We start from the raw sequence: 18,038 nt of genomic DNA on the forward strand, positions 1-18,038 counted from the left end.
ATACCACTGGGATTTGCACGGCGATAGCGTTATGGGCGCGTAAACGCACGCGCTGACCTTGGGATCAACCCTTTGGAGCCGCCCCCCGTTGACCGGACCGCCAGTCATCACAATGTGTACCTTACATACTTTTTGGCTGATATGCAGGTCAAAAAATGACTTAAAGTATTGCCCGTCAGCTTTGCCTCGCCAGCACAGCCGAAGTTCGCCGAGGAGGGTCGTGAGGGGTTTGCCTTGCAAAAGTGGGACGCCCGAACCTGCCGGTAATGCGCATCGGGTGAAAGAATCGGCAGAATTGAGTTATTTACCGAAAGCACGATTACTCGACCGGCGCCACCGTCCAGATTTCGAGGCTGGGATGTGACCGAACAGCTCGACAGGCGAGCCGACACCACGCGGCAACAGATTCTCCGCGCGGCGTCTCGACAGTTCGCGCGCAAGTCGTACAGCCTGGTCAGCCTCGACGACATTCTGGCCGACGCGGAAGTCACCAAGGGTGCGATGTACTTCCACTTCCGGTCCAAGCACGCGCTGGCGGCGGCGATCGTCGAGCACCGGTTCGAGTTGGCGTCGGCGTCCGTCGACGGCCTGCTGGCCCGCAAACTGTCGGGCCTGGAGACCCTGATCGACATCGTCTATCTGGTCGCCGTCGAAGACATCGGAGACGAGATCGCCCGGGCCGGGTTGAATCTGCTCGAGTCCGTCGGCCGCAGCGACGGCCTACAGACTCACGTCCTCGGACAGTGGGCGGACGCGTTCACGGCGATCGCCGAGAAAGCCATCCGAGACGGGGACATCGTCGAAGGGCGCGACCCGCGCAGCATCGCGAAGCTCCTGGTGTCGATGTACCTGGGGCTGCGTCAGACCAGCAGCCTGGCACAGCCTGCGCAGTTCTTGAGCGACCTCGAGAATCTCTGGGTGTTGGCGTTGAACGGATTCGTCAAGCCGGACCGGATCGACTACCTGCTCCAGTTCCTCAAGCGGCGCACCGCCGTCGCGCAGAAGAACGCGACGCCGATCGAGGAAACTGTTCTAGGTTAGGATGCCGTGGGCCAGGCCGATCCAGGACGGTCGACGGAGTTTCTGGAGGTACTCGGACGATGGTGCGCCAAGCGCGGTCCGAGGCCACCCGCAGACGGATCATCGCCTCCGCGGTCGAGGTGTTCAACGAAATCGGTTATCAGGCCGCGGGATTGGGCGACATCATCGAACGTGCCGAGATGACAAAAGGCGCGCTGTACTACCACTTCGAATCCAAGGAGTCGCTGGCCACCGCGATCATCACGGAGGCCAACGTCCGTCTCGCCGAGGCGTTTCGCAGCATCGCCACCTCGTCGGCGCCGGCGCTGGAGAACATCATCCACGGCGTCTTCGTCCTCGCGGACCTGATGGCCGCCGAGCAGATCGCTCGCAGCGGAACGCAACTCCTGCGGGCCTTCGGTGAATTCAACGAGATCGCGTCCCGCACCTATAACGGCTGGACGGCGGAGATGACGCGGTACACGCGGCAGGCGATCGATGAAGGCGACGTACGTGAAGACGTCGATCCGCAGGCCGTCGGCGAGACGATCGTCGGCGCGTTGCTTGGGGCGGAACTGCTGGCCAGTGCGATAACGGCGGGGGCCGACGTCTTGGTCCGCGTGACCAGGGCCTGGGAAGTGCTCTTGCCGGGGATCGTGACCACCGACTCGCTGCCGTACTTCAAACAGTTCCTAGCGCGCGAGGTGATGCGCCGCTCCCCCACTCCGGTGGCTGACTGACTACAGTTCGTCAGCCCACAGTCGCTCGGTCAGATCCTGGAAGGTGGCAAGCGCCACCGGATCGTCGCCACGCAACAGGGCCGACTTGCTCATCCGCGCGCGCACGATGGACCGGTCCTGATGGACGAGTTCGACAATCAGATTCGCGTGCGCACGTACGACCGAAACAGCGGAATCGTCTGCGGGCAGAGTTTGAAAGATCTCGTGGAATTTCAACGCCGTGACCGTCTCGGCTGGGTAGCCGAGCATGTCGGCAAAGGCCGCGTTCGCGAACAGGATGGTGCCGTCTTCGGCGATGGCCAACACCGGCACCGGAAACCGTTCCAGCACCACCAATGCCGGTAGCTGCATGAGCAGCGTCATCGGATCCTGACCGTCCAGGTCATCTCGCCGCCGCTCCACCTCCCCGATTATGGCCGTTGCGCCCTGCGTCGTCACCGTGATCCGGGTATAACTCCGGGGCAACCCGGGCTGCGAACAATAGCTTGCGCCGCGCCGTCGGGTCCATCGGCCGCATGCGCGAAGCGCTGACCGGGCGCAACACCTGAACAGCCATTAACTTGACTGTCACCCACCGTAGCCCACATAACTAACTAGGTTTACTGTGTCTGCAGTGCTCCGACAGACAGGGGAGAGCCATGGACCTCAATTGGTCGGCGAGCGATTTGGCGTTTCGAGACGAGGTGCGCGCCTTCCTGAGGGAAAAGTTGACGCAGGAACTGCGACAGGCCGGCCGCCTGATGACCAGCGTGTACGCCGATCACGAGGCGAGCATGCAGTGGCAGCGGATCCTGCATGAGCGGGGCTGGGCGGCGCCCGCGTGGCCGGTCGAATACGGCGGCTGCGACTGGAGCCTGACCCAGCACTACATCTTCAGCCGTGAGTCACAACTGGCCGGGTCGCCCTCGCTGTCTCCGATGGGCATCCGGATGGTCGCCCACGCCATCATCAAGTTCGGCACCGACGCCCAGAAGGACTTCTTCCTGCCCCGGATCCTCACCGGCGAGGTGTTCTTCTGCCAGGGCTACTCAGAACCCGAGGCGGGTTCAGATCTGGCGGCGCTGTCGATGGCCGCGGTCGACGACGGGGACGACCTGGTGTGCACCGGAAGCAAGATCTGGACGACGCACGCGGGTGAGGCGAATTGGATGTTCGCCCTCGTCCGCACGTCGAGAACACAGAAGAAGCAGCAGGGCATCACATTCATCCTGATCGACATGACCACACCGGGCATCGAGATCCGGCCGCTGGTGATGACTTCGGGTGAGGAGATCCAGAATCAAGTCTTCTTCGACGAAGTGCGGGTACCGAAGGCCAACGTGCTCGGCCGGATCGACGACGGCTGGACCGTGGCGAAGTATCTGCTGGAGTTCGAAAGAGGCGGCGGCGCAGCATCGCCTGCGCTGCAGGTGATGGCGGAGGAAATCGCGGCAAAGGCCGCCGATCAGCCGGCCCAGGGCGGTGGCCGACTGATCGACGATCCGGCGTTCGCACGCAAGCTCGCCGATGCCCGCATCCGCACCGAGGTCCTCGAAATCCTCGAATACCGTGTGCTGGCCGCGCTCGCCGGAGGCGGTCATCCCGGACCCGGCGCGTCGATGCTCAAGGTGCTGGCCACCGAGCTGAGTCAGTCACTCACCGAACTGACGATGGAGACCGCCGGTCCGCGCGGACGCGTCTACCAACCGCACGCGACATGGCCCGGCGGTCCCATCTCGGAGTACGAGCCGCCACCAGACGGGTACGTCAGCGGTGAGCCATGGCAGGCGGTGGCGCCACTTCGCTACTTCAACGACAGGGCCGGCTCAATCTACGCCGGCAGCAACGAAATTCAGCGCAACATTCTCGCCAAAGCGGCCCTGGGGTTGTAAATGGACTTCAATCTGACCAAGGAACAAGAACTGCTGCGCGACGGGCTCGGCAAGTTTCTGTCGACGCGGTATGCCCTCGAAAAGAGCCGCGCCGCCGCCAAGTCCGGCGCTGGCTGGCAGCCAGACATCTGGCGCGGATTCGCCGACGAGCTCGGCATCCTGGGTGCCGCACTGCCGGAAGAGGTGGGCGGAATAGGCGGTGGCCCAGTCGAAGTCATGGTGATCGCCGAAGCGCTGGGGCATGCGCTGGTGGTCGAGCCGTACGTTGACACGGTGGTGGTGGCCGGTGGTCTGTTGCGCCGCGCCGGTGGCGCGGAGGCCACCGCACTGCTGGAGAAGGTGGTGGGCGGGACCGCGATCGTGGCGTTGGCCGCCACGGAAGCCGACACCGGTGACCATTGGCAACAGGTGTCGATGGTCGCCGAAAAGACCGGGGCCGCATGGTCTTTGCGCGGCGCGAAGATCGTCGCGATGAGCGCGCCGCTGGCGACACATTTGCTGGTCACGGCGCGCACGCCTGGCGGATTGTCGCTGTTCCTTGTCGACGCCGATTGGTCCGCGATCGAGGCGCACCACTACCGGACCGTCGACGATCGGCGCGCCGCCGACCTCCGATTCGACGGCGTTCCCGCAACCTTGCTCGGCGAGGAGGGACAAGCGTGGCCGTCGCTGGCGCAGGCACGTGACGAGGGCGCGGCGGCGGTCTGCGCCGAAGCTGTCGGGTTGATGCAAAAAGTGTTGGCCGACACCGTCGAATACTGTAAACAGCGCCAGCAGTTCGGCCAACCGATCGGCAGCTTCCAGGTGCTGCAACACCGGATGGTCGACATGTACATGGAGGTCGAACAGGCTGTCGCAGCGGTATTCCTGGCGGTGTTGAACCTCGAGGCCGATGTCGACACCCGTGCCAAAGCGGTGTCGGCGGCGAAGGCCACGATCGGGCGGGCGGCGCGCTTCGTCGGTCAGCAGGCGGTGCAGTTGCACGGGGGGATGGGTATGACCGAGGAACTGGCGATCGGCCACTACTTCAAACGACTCACCGCGCTGCAGTACGAATTCGGCTCGACCGACTACCACGTCGCACGCTACGCGGAGCTGACCAAGAACTGAGCGCCGAACGTGGGTTACCCGCACACTTTCTGCGCTTGAAGCGTGCGGGTAACCCACGTTCGCCGACGGTCAGCGCACCGGCATCGCCTTGCCTCCGGTCAGCACCAGCAGCTGTTCGTACGTCATCGACATCACCGAGTCGGCGGTGCCGGCCGCGGTCCAGATCACCGGATACTGCGCCAGTGTCTCGTCGACAACGGTGCGTAGCGGGCTCGGGTGCCCGGTCGGGGCGACCCCACCGATCACCTGACCGGTCGCGCTGCGCACCAACCGCGGATCGGCCTTGCGCATCGCGGCGGCGCCGAGCGCACGGGCCACCAGGTCGGTGTCGACGCGGTGCGCGCCGCTCGACATCACCAGCAGCGGTTCGCCGTCGCAGTCGAACACCAAGCTGTTCGCGATCGCTCCGACCTCGCAGCCCAACTGGGCTGCCGCCGCGACCGCGGTTTTCGCGTCGGCATCGAGGATCCTGACATTGGGCTCGATACCCGCCGCGGCCACCGCCTCGGCCACGCGGGAATTTCGCTTGTCCACGTCTCGTAGGGTAATGACGTGAGCTCTCGCGGCTGGATCCTGTTCCTCGCGATGAGCATCATCTGGGGTATCCCCTATCTGATGATCAAGATCGCCGTAGAAGGCGTTTCGGTGCCGGTGTTGGTGTTGGCCCGAACCGCGGTCGGCGCCGCGGTGCTGCTGCCCCTGGCGTTCTCGCGGCAGACCATGACGATAGTGCGGAACCACTGGAAGGCACTGCTGGGCTTCGCGTTCTTCGAGATCATCGCCGCGTGGTGGCTGCTCTCCGACGCCGAACGCCACCTGACCAGCTCGATGACCGGGCTGCTGATCGCCGCCTCACCCATCATCGCCGCGGTCTTGGACCGTTTCACCGGCGGTGAGCGCCTTGGCTACAAACGCGTCATCGGCCTCGGTGTCGGCATCGCCGGCGTCGCCGTGCTGGCCGGCCCGCACATAGGCGGAAGCACCTGGCCGATCATCGAGGTGCTGCTGGTCGCGACGTGCTACGCGATCGCGCCGTTGATCGCCGCGCGCCATCTCGCCGACGTGCCCGCGCTGCCAATGACCGCGGTCTGCCTCGGCTTCGCCGCCCTGGTTTACGCCGGGCCCGCGGCGGCCACCTGGCCCGACGAGATGCCTTCGACCCGTGTGCTTTTGGCGCTCGCTGGGCTCGCGATCATCTGTACCGCGCTGGCGTTCATCGTGTTCTTCGCCCTCATCCGCGAAGTCGGGGCCGCCCGCGCGCTGGTGTTCACCTACATCAACCCGGCGGTCGCGTTGGCCGCGGGCGTCATCGTGCTGCACGAGCCGTTGACGGCGCTCAACGTCGCCGCGCTGGCCCTCATCATGGCGGGTTGTGTGCTGGCCACCCGACGACACCAGGAGCGCGAACCTGACATCGTGACCGAGGCCAACGCCGCGCCGCGGTGAGCTGACGACCTTCGTGATCTGTGCACCTGGCCGTCCGGGATGTGCGATGCTTCGCTCGGGCGTGAATCGATTCGTTATCCAGGGGAACCTGGGGGGACTTTGTGAAGCCGGCGGCCTTCGACTACCACTGCCCGGGAGATCTCACCGAGGCGATCGGGCTGCTACAGCAGCACGGCGACGAAGCCAAGGTCCTCGCGGGCGGTCAGAGCTTGATTCCGCTGCTATCGTTGCGGCTTTCACGCTTCGAGCACCTCATCGACATGCGGGCGATAGCCGACCTGCGCGGTATCACGGCGCAGAACGGGTCGGTACGCGTCGCAGCCATGACCACGCAGTCCGCCGTCGCCCGCAGCGACGACGCCGCCGCGGTGCCACTGCTCGCCAAGGCAACCTCGCACATCGGCCACTACCAGATCCGCAACCGCGGCACGGTCGGCGGCTCACTTGCACATGCCGACCCGGCCGCGGAGTATCCCGCGGTGGCGCTGGCGCTCGACGCCTCACTCGAGGTCGCGGGCCCGACCGGCCGCAGGAGCATCCCGGCTTCGGACTTCTTCCGGTCGACGTGGACGACGGCCGTCGAACCCGACGAGGTGTTGGTGGCGGCGCAGTTCCCGGTGTGGCCCGGAAGCTGTGGTTGGGCCGTTGCTGAGGTGGCTAGGCGCGCGGGCGATTTCGCGATGTGCGGTGCGGTGTGCGGTGTCCAACTCGACGGCCAGCGGGTGAGCAAAGCGGCATTGGCGCTGTTCGGCGTCGACAGTGTGCCGGTACGGGCTCAGACAGTAGAAGCGGCGGTCACCGGGTCCGCGGTGGACGACCTGGACCTCGCCGAGCTGGGCGCCGAACTGGCATCCACCCTCGATCCGCCCGATGACTTGCACGCATCGGGTCAACAACGCAAACGAATGGCCAAAACACTTGTCCCACAAGTGCTTGCGGCGGCGATCGACGAGGCGAAGCATGCGTGAAGTCGCAGTGACCGTGACCGTCAACGGTGAACGATGTTCCCGGACAGTAGAAGCCCGGCGGACATTGGCCGACTTCCTGCGCGACGATCTGTGCCTGACGGGCACCCACCTCGGCTGCGAACACGGTGTCTGCGGGGCATGCACGGTGTTACTCGATGGCGAGGCGGTGCGCTCCTGCCTGATGTTCGCAGCCCAGGCCGACGGCGCCGAGGTGACGACAATCGAAGGCCTGTCCGAACGCAACGGCGAACTGACCCCGATCCAGGCGGCCTTCCAGTCCGAACACGGGCTGCAATGTGGTTTCTGCACACCGGGGTTCGTGGTCTCGGCGCACGCGTTCCTCAAAGAGCATCCACACCCTTCGGATGACGAAATCCGCGAGGCGCTGTCCGGAAACCTGTGCCGCTGCACCGGATATCAGGGCATCGTCGCCGCGGTGAAACGCGCGGCGAGCAACGGGAGTCCGGCATGACCGCAGGGAGATTCATGGGGCAGGCCATCGCCCGCTCGGAGGATCCGCGGCTGCTGTCCGGTCGCGGTCGCTTCATCGGCGACGTGGTGGTTCCCGGCGTCTCGGATGCCGCGTTCCTGCGCAGCGAGGTGGCACGCGGCCGCATCGTCGGACTCGACGTGGCGGCGGCCCGGTCGGCGCCGGGGGTGCGGGCCGTGTACACCGCCGCCGACCTGAACCCGCTGGTGCACAACACATCCCTGGCCGCCTTGCCGAAAGCACCGTATCCGCCGAAGTATTGCCTAGCCGAGAACGACGTCCGCTACGTCGGCGACCCGATCGCCATCGTCATAGCCGAGAACCGTTACCTCGCCGAGGATGCCGTCGAACTGATCGGGTTGGACATCGAGCCCCAGGATCCGGTCGTCGACCTCGACGCCGCACGCACCGACGACAGCGTGCTGGTGCATCCGGAACTCGGCACCAACACCCCTTCCTCAATCCCGTTCTTCGGCGCCCCCGATCTCGAGCAGGCCTTCGCCGACGCTGCACACGTCGTGCGCGACACCATCGTGATGCACCGCTACGTGCAGGTGCCGATGGAATGTCGCGGCATCATTGCCGACTGGGAACCCTATGGGCAGACCCTGACCGTGTGGAGCGCCACCCAAGGCGCGCACGAGGTACAGGCCTTTCTCGCCGGATTGCTCGATATCAACAGCAACCAGATACGGGTAATCCAACCGGATGTCGGTGGCGGATTCGGCCAGAAGATGGCCTTGGGCCGCGACGAATGGGCGGTCGTGCTCGCCGCTACCCTGCTTGGTCGTCCGGTGCGCTGGCTCGAGGACCGCCGCGAAAACCTGACGGCGGCAGCACACGCCCGCGACGAGAAGATGGACCTGTCGATGGCGTTGGACGCGAACGGCACCATCACCGCCATCCGCGGTGAATACGTCGAGAACATCGGCGCTTACCAGGCCATGGGATCGTCGGGCATGGCTGCCTTCGTGGCGCCGTTTCTGTCGAACGCCTACAAGATTCCCAAGACCGGTTTCGCGGGTGAGGCGGTGTACACGAACACCTGCGGCAAGGCCCCGTACCGCGGCCCGTTCCTCATGTATGCGGTGGGCATCGAGCAGTTGATGGACACCGCGGCACGCCAGGTCGGCGTCGACCCGCTGGAACTGCGTCGCCGCAACATGATTCGTACTGAGGACCTGCCGTACACATTGCCGAGCGGCATGTGCTTCGACTCGATCACCCCGTCCGAGACGCTCGAGCAGGCCGCGACGATGATCGATTACGACGGCTTCCGAGCCGAACAGGCGTCGGCCCGCGCGCAGGGGCGCTACCTCGGAATCGGTATCAGCCTGTGCGTCGAACCGTCGGCGATCGCCGTCGGCGGGCTGGGCACCGAGGCCGCGGTGGTGCGCATGGATCACCGCGGCAAGGTCACCGTGTTGCTCGGTAGCTGCAGCACCGGCATGAGCATCGTGTCGACGATGAAACAGGTGGTCGCCGAACATCTCGGCTGCAGACCCGACGACATCACCGTCATCCAGGGCGACACCGCAGCCACCCCGTACAGCGGAGGCACCGGGGGCAGCCGCACCGCAGTGCTCTGCGGCAACGCGGTGGCCCAGGCGACCATCGAACTGCGGTCGAAATTGCTCGAGATCGCCGCCGACGCACTGGAAGCCGCGGTCGAGGACCTCGATGTCGACGACCGTCGAGTGTTCGTGCGGGGCACGGCGACCAAGGGAATCAGCTTCGCCGAACTCGGCCAGTTGGCCTATATCGGGCACGACATGTTGCCGGCAGGCACGGCGCCGGGACTCGAGGCATCGCATCGCTTCAAGGCGCCGCCGTTCACGTTCTCCAATGCATGCCATATCTGCACCTGCGAGGTCGACGTCGATACGGGACGGGTGACGATCCTGCGCTACGTCGTCAGCGAGGACTGCGGCCGGATGATCAACCCGAAAGTGGTCGAAGGTCAGGTGTGCGGCGGCGTGGTGCAGGGCGTCGGCGGTGTGCTCTACGAGCACATGGTGTACGACGACGACGGCAACCCGCTCAGCAGCACCTTCGTCGACTACCTGGTGCCGACCGCTGCCGAGGCGCCGACCATCGAGATCGGCCACATCGAGTCACCGGGGCCGAACCCCTTGGGGGTCAAGGGGATGGGTGAAGGCGGTGCCATCGCATCACCTGCGGCGGTGGTCAACGCGGTGGCCGATGCGCTCGCACCGCTCGGCGTCGCCGTGTCCGGATCGCCGCTGGGGCCCAAGCAGATCCTCGACATGCTGGCCACGGCGGGTCACTAAGCGCCGCAGGTCATTTCGCGTCGACTTCGTCCTGATACTTCTTGGTCATGTGGTCGATCGCCTGAAGCTGGGTCTGAGCCAGGTCGTCGCGCACCTCGCTGGCGCGCGCGGCGGCGTCCAGTGTTGGTTGCGCCTGACCCTGGAAGTGCGGCATCACCTCAGCGGCGAACAGCTCAGCGGAGCGCTTCGTCGCCGCAGGATTCGCCCATTCGTGACCCATCTGCAGGAAGCAGCCGAAGCCGCCCGATTGATCCCACAGCCGCTGCACCTGTGCCCGCGCCTGATCGGGCGTGCCGATGACGCCGGCCCCCGCGTCGTTGATGATGTTGATCATCTCGTCGATCTGGTCGCCGGGGATCGTCATCTGCGGGAAGGCGGCAACCTTTTGGAAGTACCGGAACCACGGCTCGATGCCGAATCGCACGTCGGCGCGGGCCTGTTCCTCGGTCTCGGCGATGTGCATGGGCCCGACCAGTGTCCAGTTGTTGCGGTCGACCCGCGTGCCGAACGTCGCGGCCCGCTCTTCGACGATGCCCCAGTGAAACGCGAGCGCGTCGAACCCTTCGACCACCAGTGTCGCCCCGATCGACAGCAGACCGATGCCGTGCTTACCAGCCAGCCGCGCGCCTGTCGGTGACGCGACGGCCGCCACCGCCAACGGAACGCCGCCCTCGGAGTACGGCGCCAATTGCAGGCGTGCGTCGATCAATTCGTGCGTGGGTGTCTTCGCCGACACCGTCTCCCCCGCCAGCAGGCGCACCACGATGTCGAGGTTGGTCTCCAGTAGTTCACGGGTGTCGGTCGGCGTCAGGCCGATCATCGCGCTGTCGCTGGGCAGCGACCCTGGTCCCATTCCGCCGACGACGCGGCCGTGGGTCAGGTGATCGAGCAGCATCAGCCGGTCGGCGACCCACAGCGGGTTGTGGTAGGCCAGCGAGATCACGCCGGTGCCGAACCGGATCCGCTTCGCCCGTTCGGCCGCGGCGGCGATGAAGATCTCCGGTGAGCTGATGATCTCGCTGCCTGCCGAGTGATGTTCGCCGTACCAGACCTCGTCGAAGCCGAGTGCGTCGAGATGCTCGGCGAATTCGAGGTCGCGCTGCAACGCCAGCGTCGGGTTGGTGCCAGCACGGTGAAACGGTGCGATGAAGTAGCCGAACCTTAATCTGGGCATGCCTCACTGTCGCACGGCATGACCGTGAGTCGACGCGTCTTGCGGACAAACAGATCGCCGACGTGCGACAGTTCGCCGATGACGCGAAGCGTCGCCGTGATCGGCGCCGGCCCCGGCGGGCTGGTCGCGGCGCGCTGGCTGGCGTCCCAGGGATTCGAGCCGACGATCTTCGAACAGGCTCCGACGCTGGGCGGGCAGTGGAGCGGACTGCCCGGTCATAGCGGGGTATGGCCGACGATGCACACCAACACCAGCCGCGTTTTGACGGCCTTCAGCGATCTCGAGCATTCGACCGACGTCGTCTACCCGTCGGGCCGCGACGTCTTGGAGTACCTGCACCGGTATGCCGAGATGTTCGGCCTGATGTCACGCCTCCGGCTCGACGCGCGCGTCGAGGGGCTCAGCCGAAGCGAAGCCGGATGGCTGGTCGAGCACTCAGGCGTGATCGAGCACTTCGACCGCGCAGTGGTCGCCACCGGCAGGTTCCAAACCCCTGTCATCCCAGAGGTTCCCGGCCTCGACAGTTTCACCGGCCAATCGGGAGTCACCTCCACCTATCAGTACCGCAGCCCGGAGCCCTTCATCGGCAAGCGCGTGCTCGTCGCGGGCGGAGCGATCAGCGCGCTGGAGATCGCCGCCGAACTCGCGCACATCGGCGCGGCCCGCGTCGTCCTCGCCCAGCGACGACAGCGGTACGTCCTGCCGAAGTTCGCCGCCGGCGTTCCGTCCGACCATCGCATCTTCACCCGCTACGGCACGATCGCGACCGAGCACCTGCCCGCCGCGGAGATCGACAGGCAGCTGAAGGAGATCGTCGTCGAGGCCGGCGGCAGCCCGGAGCAGTACGGCGCGCCGGCCCCCGACCCGTCGCTGTTCGCCGCGGGCGTCACCCTGAGCCAGCACTACCTACCGCTCGTGGCAGAGGGCAGGATCACCGTCATGCCGTGGCTGTCCGACCTCGCGGAGTCGGCGGTGACCTTCACCGACGGGACGACCGAGGAGTTCGACGGAATCGTCTTCGGCACCGGGTTCGAGCTCAGCCTTCCGTTTTTGAGCAGCGACATCCGCGCGGTCATCGACATCGACGCGGTGCACCTGGACGCGGACCGTTACACCTTTCACCCCGAGCTGCCGGGCCTCGCGTTCATGGGCATGTGGGAGCAGTCGGGCGGGTATTTCGTACCGCTGGAGTTGCAGGCGAGGTGGATCGCGTACGCGTGGGGTGGCGTCGCGCCCGCGATGAGTGAGGCCGCGCAACGCGCCGCGATCGTCGCGTATCGGGCCCGGCGCGGACAGTCACAGAAGACCCGGATGAACCTGGTCGCGATGGCCTTCGCACGTGCTGCCGGTGTCGAGCCACACGTGAAGAACTGGCCGCAGCTGCGCCGCGCCCTGTTGTTCGGCCCCCTGGCACCGAGCTGCTTCCGGCTCGAGGGGCCGGATGCGCTTCCCGATGCCCCGACCCGGCTCGCCCGCGACGCCGCGGCGTTCGGTGCGATCACCTCGAACGAGCTGACCGAGCGGGAGCAGACGTATTGGTCGCAGATGAACCGCTGAGCTAAGTGGCAGCCGGTGCTTCAGCTAAAGAAATTCCCGGCCTTATCGAATCATTTCAGCCGTCGAATTCAAGGTCGTGCGATAGCCTTCGACCCGCGCCGCTTAACCGCGGCGACGGGGAGGAGCAGGCTGTGGCAAAGCATCGTAAACCCAGCAAACGTCGAGCATCGTCGACAAGCCGGGCAGCCGAAACGTCAAAGTCGCCGTCACGAGTCCTCGTCGGTACGACGGCCGCAGCGCTGTCAGCCGTCCTGGTATTCGGTCACGCGACCGACACCACGGCCGACAGCCCGCAGGTGGAACTGACCGCGGCGACCATCGGTATCGGCGGACGTGGCGACCCAGACGCCGTCAACATCCCCAACAAGCTGCAGGGCAACGTCGTGCCATTCGGCGCGACCTTTCCCCATTACGTAGGCGTGCAATATCCGGCTGGCTTCGACATCGACAACAGTGTGAATGCCGGCGTCCCGGTGCTGGACCAGACAATCAAGAACAATTCGGGCCAGTACCTGATGGTGGTCGGGTATTCGGAGGGTGCGCTCGTCGCCGAGCGGGTGCGGCGTGATCTCGATCCCAGCGATCCCGGCGCACCACCGCTCAATCCCGGCAACGACCCGACGAAGCCCGGGTTGATCTGGGTGATGATCGCGTCGCCGAATTTGCCGAACGGCGGCCTGGCGGCGCGGTTCCCGGCCGGATGGGGCATCCCGTTCTTCATCACGTCCAACGGCCCGGCGGGTTCCTCGGCGTACGACACCCAGTACGTGACGAACGAGTACGACACCTACGCCGACTTCCCCGCGTACTTCAACCCGCTGTCACTGGCGAACAGCCTGGTCGCCGTCTTCTACGTCCATCCGGACGCGTACTACGACACCGTCGACTACGACCCGATCACCCGCACGTCGAGTGATCCGAATGTGTTGATCAAGACGGTGACCCACACCGTGGACGGCGAAGAGGTCTCAGACACCTATGTCTTCGTCAAGTCCGAGCACCTGCCCTTGTTCGCGCCGCTGCGACAGGTCGCGGGAATGGCGCAGTTGACACCGTTCACCGAACCGTTGCTCGGCGCCATCGAACCGCTGGTCCGGTTGATCGTCGACATGGGCTATACCGATCGCCAGAACCTGAATCCCGAGAAGCACGTGCAGTTCTCGTTGATCACCCCGCCGGGCAAGGTGCTCGAAGCCGTGCTGGGGGTGCCGGGTGCGCTCGGCCAGGGCGTGTCCAACCTCGTCGGCGGGGTCGGCGCGCTGCCAGGCTCGATCCCGACGCCACTGGCCCCGACCAGTTCGCCGTCGAACAACGCGAAGCCGGCGCCGCAAGAGGAGCCGAAGGCGGCAGTCGAGGACGATCCTGCGGGAGAGCCGGCCCCCGGGTCCGATTACACCGCGAAGCCGCAACCGCCGGTGGCCACGCAGTCGGACGAGGAGCCCAAGGCCGCGGAGCTGATCGAGGACGGCGACCAGAGCACACCGAGTACGCCTGTCCAGAAGACGCGGCCGAAGAAGAATCCATTGACGCAACTGACCGACTCGGTGAAGAAGTTCTTCAGTCCGAAGAAGCCGGCACCGAAGAAGCCGAAGGCACCGGAGCCGACCGAGTCGACGCCGAATGAGCCTGCCGCACAAGAACCTACGAGCAACGCCGCCTGACGATCACGCGTTGAGCGCGGTGTCGCCGATGATCCGCCGTGCGCGCAGATCGGCGATCTCGCCAGCACTGACGCCGAGTTCGGCCAGCACGTCGTCGTTGTGCTGGCCGAGCGTCGGCGGCGCGAACCGGTGATGGCGGTCGGGTCCAGGGGTCATCCTGAACGGCCAACCGGGGTAACGATGTCTCCCGGTGATCGGGTGCTCGATCTCGTCGTAGAATCCGCGCGCGTCGAGTTGCGCCAGGTCATACATCCGGTCCGGCGGCAGCACCTGTTCGATCGGGATACCCTGCGCCTCAAGGCTTCTGATGATCTCGCCCGCGGTGCGCGTTCGCGTCCACCCTGCGACGAGGGCGTCGAACTCGTCGTGGTCGCCTGGCACGGCACCTGAGACTCCCATCGCAGCGGCCAGGCCCTCCGAGTCGGCGTCGCCGCGCACGCACAACGCCACCCACTCGTCTTCATCGACCGTCGGGTACACCCCCTGCAGGTGACCCCGGCACCGATTACCTTCGCGTGCCGCCACCACCGTGTTCATCGAGTGTTCGATGACCGGTTCGGCGGCGACGCACGCCGCGACCTCGATCTGCGCGATCTCGACGAGTTGTCCCTGTCCGGTCCGCCGCCGATGTTCCAGCGCGGCGAGTAGCGCGACACCGGCGTGCACACCGACGATCGGATCGGCGGGACCCTGTAAATTGCACGGCGGACCGTCGGGATAGCCGGTGACGGCCGACATTCCCGACGTCTGTTCGAAGTTGAGCGCCCAGCCGACATAGTCACGCCACGGCCCCTGCAAGCCGAATCCCGGCATCCGCACCATGACGACGCCGGGATTGATCTCCTCGAGGGACTGGTAGCCCAGCCCGAACTGCTCGACCACCCGCGGCGAGAAATTCTCGATGACGACGTGCGCGTCACGGGCAAGCAGACGTGCCAATTCCGCACCGCGCTGCGACGTCAGGTCCAGCGTGACGTCGCGCTTGTTGAGGTTGGTGCCCTGCCACATGGCGCTGCGTTCATACCAGCGGTCGCCCTCCGACGACCATGCGCCCGAGTAGCGGTGGCCGTCTGGCCGCTGAACGGATTCGACCTTGACGATCTCGGCACCGAATGCGCCCAGATAACAGGTCAGGTAGGCACCCGCCCAGAACGTGGTCAGATCGAGAACTTTCAGTCCTGCGAACGGCAGCAACGGATTTGCGCCTGCACCGCCACGTCGCCAGTCGTCGGTGGTGGCCGGTTCCAGGTTGGCTTGTGCACCGAACCCGGGCGCCGGACGTGGCGCCAGGGCGGGCGTGCGCGACAGCCGAAACGGCGCGCCCGGCCTGCGAAAGGACCAATCCTCGCCACCGGCGTCGACGAAGAACCCGCGCTCGACGTACTGCGGACACTGCAACACCGTCGCGCCATCGTTGACCGGCGACGCGGGAATGCGGAATGCCTGACTCAACTCCAGGATCTCGGTGACGGACCGCGCCGCCAGCCAAGGTTCGGCGTCGGCGAAGAACTGCGCACGCTCGGGACCGCCCATCATGATGGAGACCTGGTGCTCGCCGTACTGCGGCAACTCCAGCATCGTGCACACATCGAGCCAGTGCTGGCCGGTCAGGCAGTTGATGCCGATCCACCCGTCGGCGGCGCGCACGATACCCAACAGCAGCGCGGCGCGCGTGTTCGTGGGCAGGCCGAGCCTGCGCATCCGTTCGGCCATCAACATCGGATACGGCAACGCCGACAGCAGCGACTCGAGAACCGAAACATCCACTACCACAACATCGTTCGCATCGGCGCTGTGGGTACGGAGCGCGGTCAGAGCGCCAAGAGCGGCGTAGCCGCCCGCCACATACTCGGAGATCCGCGCGCCTGCCTGCACCGGGGGTCGATCCGGATCCCGTCTGTGTATCCAGCCCGAGGCCGCCTGCATGGTCAGCGGCGTGGTGACCCGGTCACGCAGTGGTCCGGACTGACCGAAGTTCGAGATGCGGACGACAACGAGGCCGGGGCGTAGCGCTTGCAGAGCAGGGACGTCGAGGCCCAGGCGTTCGAGCGATCCCGGCGCAAGGCCATCGACGAGCAGGTGCGCGTCCGCGATCAGCCGGCGGACAGCGCCCATGTCGGCATCGAGATCGACTGTGGCGCCGTGCTTTCCCGCGTTCACGTACTCGAACAGGCCCGAACGGTTGACATCGGGCACCCCGCCGGGAAAAGGTCCCCACCGTCGCAGTGAATCGCCATGCGGAGGCTCGATCTTGGTGACCTCGGCGCCGAGATCGGCAAGCAACTTGGTGCAATACGGGCCTGTGATGTCGCCCGCGACCTCGACAACTCGCAGTCCCGCCAGCGCCGACATCACACACATGATGTACACCTGTCGGACAGCGCGCGTCAATCGATACAGCCTCAACTCGATTGAGTGCTGCGGTATTTCCGGCTATTGACAGCTGCATGCGTGTCAAGTAGACACAGGGGATAATCGGACATATCGAGCTGATATGTCCGATCAACACCGGTTCGAGGGAGGCCGCGCTGCGTACCTCGATCCCGCTGCACTCCCCCGACTTCTACGCCGGTGACCCCTACCCCGCTTATCGGGAACTGCGCGCGAAAGCGCCAATGTGCTGGAACGACGACACCGAGTTCTGGGCCCTGCTGCGGTACGAGGACATCCGGTACGTCTCCACCAACCCGGACAAGTTCTCCTCCACTAAGGGCATCACGATCCCCGACCCTGTGCTGCCGAACCCCGTACAGGAGGGCAACCTCATCTTCACCGACCCGCCGCGGCACCGTCAGCTACGTAAGCTGATCAACACCGGGTTCACCCGACGGCAGGTGGCGATGCTGGAACCCAAGGTCCGCGAGATCGTTCACGGAGTGCTCGGCAGCACCCGGGCCGGTGCCACCCATGACTTCGCCGAAGAGTTGGCGGCACCACTGCCCACACGGATGATCGCCGAGTTACTCGGCGCTCCACCGGATGACTGGGAGAAGTTCCGTCGGTGGTCGGATGCGTGCACCGGCAACGCCGATCCCGAGATCGAGTTGGACTCGCTGACCGCGATCGGCGAACTGTTCGAATACTTCCAGCAGTTGATCGCCGCCCGGCGCACCGAACCGCGCAGCGACATGCTGTCGGTGTTGACCACCGCCGAGATCGACGGCGCCAAACTGACCGACGACGACCTGCTGAACTTCGCCTTCCTGTTGCTCGTGGCGGGCAACGAGACAACCAGGAACCTGATCTCGCTCGGCACCTTGGCGCTCATCGCGCATCCGGAAGAGACCGCGAAGTTGACCGCGGATCCCACCCTGATTCCTGCCGCGGTCGAGGAGATGCTGCGCTGGACCAGCCCGGTGACGCATATGGCGCGCGCAGCGACCACAGACGTCCAGATTCGCGGGCAGCGCATCCGCGAGGGTGACATCGTGGTCATGCTCTACGGCTCGGCCAACCGCGACGAGGAGATCTTCGGTGACGACGCTGAGGAGTTCAAGGTCACCAGGCATCCCAACCCGCACATCGCATTCGGCTGCGGCGAACATTCCTGCATCGGCTCACAACTGGCCCGACTCGAAGCCCGCGTCTTCTTCGAGGTGCTGCTCGGCCGCTACCCTCGGCTCGAACTCGTCGGCGACGTGGACCGGATGCGGGCCACGATGGTGCCTGGCGTCAAGCGGATGCCGGTACGGCTGGGAACGCAAGGCTGA

At 65.7% G+C, this 18,038-nt stretch carries 15 protein-coding genes; 11 read left to right on the forward strand and 4 right to left on the reverse strand.

Features of this window, described 5'->3' with window-relative positions; genetic code table 11:
- The first annotated feature begins 360 nt into the window (after positions 1–360).
- Together A5724_RS22585 and A5724_RS22590 are read left to right on the forward strand one after the other, a co-directional pair.
- Entirely contained in the window at positions 361–1,041 is a 681-nt protein-coding gene (locus A5724_RS22585; RefSeq protein ID WP_067807475.1) for a TetR/AcrR family transcriptional regulator, read from the forward strand.
- 59 nt (positions 1,042–1,100) lie between these two features.
- Complete coding sequence (locus tag A5724_RS22590) at positions 1,101–1,760, forward strand: ScbR family autoregulator-binding transcription factor (RefSeq protein ID WP_067807479.1); 660 nt, start codon at positions 1,101–1,103, stop codon at positions 1,758–1,760.
- On the opposite strand, the gene A5724_RS22595 is transcribed toward A5724_RS22590, so the two are convergent.
- A complete protein-coding gene (locus tag A5724_RS22595; RefSeq protein ID WP_156752415.1) occupies positions 1,761–2,123 on the reverse strand; it encodes a PAS domain-containing protein in 363 nt (120 codons plus the stop codon). It lies immediately after the preceding gene.
- Positions 2,124–2,398: 275 nt separating this feature from the next.
- Here A5724_RS22595 and A5724_RS22600 point away from each other — a divergent pair, with 275 nt between their 5' ends.
- Together A5724_RS22600 and A5724_RS22605 are read left to right on the forward strand one after the other, a co-directional pair.
- Positions 2,399–3,631, forward strand: a complete 1,233-nt coding sequence (locus A5724_RS22600; RefSeq protein WP_067807482.1) for an acyl-CoA dehydrogenase family protein — start codon at positions 2,399–2,401, stop codon at positions 3,629–3,631.
- Positions 3,632–4,741 carry an acyl-CoA dehydrogenase family protein gene (locus A5724_RS22605; protein ID WP_067807486.1) on the forward strand — a complete coding sequence of 370 codons (1,110 nt, stop codon included), beginning with the start codon at positions 3,632–3,634 and terminating at the stop codon, positions 4,739–4,741.
- Positions 4,742–4,810: 69 nt separating this feature from the next.
- Here the strand turns inward: A5724_RS22605 and A5724_RS22610 are convergent, their stop codons facing one another.
- A complete protein-coding gene (locus A5724_RS22610; protein ID WP_232004938.1) occupies positions 4,811–5,275 on the reverse strand; it encodes a YbaK/EbsC family protein in 465 nt (154 codons plus the stop codon).
- An 18-nt stretch (positions 5,276–5,293) separates the two neighbouring features.
- Here A5724_RS22610 and A5724_RS22615 point away from each other — a divergent pair, with 18 nt between their 5' ends.
- The 4 genes from A5724_RS22615 (at position 5,294) to A5724_RS22630 (ending at position 9,936) form a co-directional block, all read left to right on the forward strand.
- Complete coding sequence (locus A5724_RS22615) at positions 5,294–6,187, forward strand: DMT family transporter (protein ID WP_067807489.1); 894 nt, start codon at positions 5,294–5,296, stop codon at positions 6,185–6,187.
- Between the two features lie 101 nt (positions 6,188–6,288).
- Complete coding sequence (locus A5724_RS22620) at positions 6,289–7,155, forward strand: xanthine dehydrogenase family protein subunit M (RefSeq protein ID WP_067807492.1); 867 nt, start codon at positions 6,289–6,291, stop codon at positions 7,153–7,155.
- Complete coding sequence (locus tag A5724_RS22625; RefSeq protein WP_067807495.1) at positions 7,148–7,627, forward strand: (2Fe-2S)-binding protein; 480 nt, start codon at positions 7,148–7,150, stop codon at positions 7,625–7,627. The genes A5724_RS22620 and A5724_RS22625 overlap by 8 nt, the downstream gene beginning before the upstream one ends.
- Positions 7,624–9,936, forward strand: coding sequence for a xanthine dehydrogenase family protein molybdopterin-binding subunit (locus tag A5724_RS22630; protein WP_067807498.1), 2,313 nt, complete (start codon positions 7,624–7,626; stop codon positions 9,934–9,936). Before A5724_RS22625 ends, A5724_RS22630 begins: the two co-directional genes overlap by 4 nt.
- Before the next feature lie 10 nt (positions 9,937–9,946).
- On the opposite strand, the gene A5724_RS22635 is transcribed toward A5724_RS22630, so the two are convergent.
- Positions 9,947–11,110 (reverse strand): LLM class flavin-dependent oxidoreductase, encoded by a 1,164-nt coding sequence (locus A5724_RS22635; RefSeq protein ID WP_067807500.1) that lies wholly within the window; start codon positions 11,108–11,110, stop codon positions 9,947–9,949.
- A 78-nt stretch (positions 11,111–11,188) separates the two neighbouring features.
- Here A5724_RS22635 and A5724_RS22640 point away from each other — a divergent pair, with 78 nt between their 5' ends.
- Together A5724_RS22640 and A5724_RS22645 are read left to right on the forward strand one after the other, a co-directional pair.
- On the forward strand, positions 11,189–12,667 hold the full coding sequence (locus A5724_RS22640) for an NAD(P)/FAD-dependent oxidoreductase (protein ID WP_067807503.1): 1,479 nt from the start codon (positions 11,189–11,191) through the stop codon (positions 12,665–12,667).
- A 131-nt stretch (positions 12,668–12,798) separates the two neighbouring features.
- The gene (locus A5724_RS22645; RefSeq protein WP_197518757.1) at positions 12,799–14,328 is read left to right on the forward strand and encodes a PE-PPE domain-containing protein; all 1,530 of its coding nucleotides are present in this window, start codon (positions 12,799–12,801) and stop codon (positions 14,326–14,328) included.
- A 3-nt stretch (positions 14,329–14,331) separates the two neighbouring features.
- Here the strand turns inward: A5724_RS22645 and A5724_RS22650 are convergent, their stop codons facing one another.
- A complete protein-coding gene (locus A5724_RS22650) occupies positions 14,332–16,683 on the reverse strand; it encodes a CaiB/BaiF CoA-transferase family protein (protein ID WP_156752416.1) in 2,352 nt (783 codons plus the stop codon).
- Between the two features lie 191 nt (positions 16,684–16,874).
- Here A5724_RS22650 and A5724_RS22655 point away from each other — a divergent pair, with 191 nt between their 5' ends.
- Positions 16,875–18,038, forward strand: a complete 1,164-nt coding sequence (locus A5724_RS22655; RefSeq protein WP_197518759.1) for a cytochrome P450 — start codon at positions 16,875–16,877, stop codon at positions 18,036–18,038.

Source organism: Mycobacterium sp. ACS1612 (genome assembly GCF_001667505.1).
Taxonomy (GTDB): Bacteria; Actinomycetota; Actinomycetes; order Mycobacteriales; family Mycobacteriaceae; genus Mycobacterium.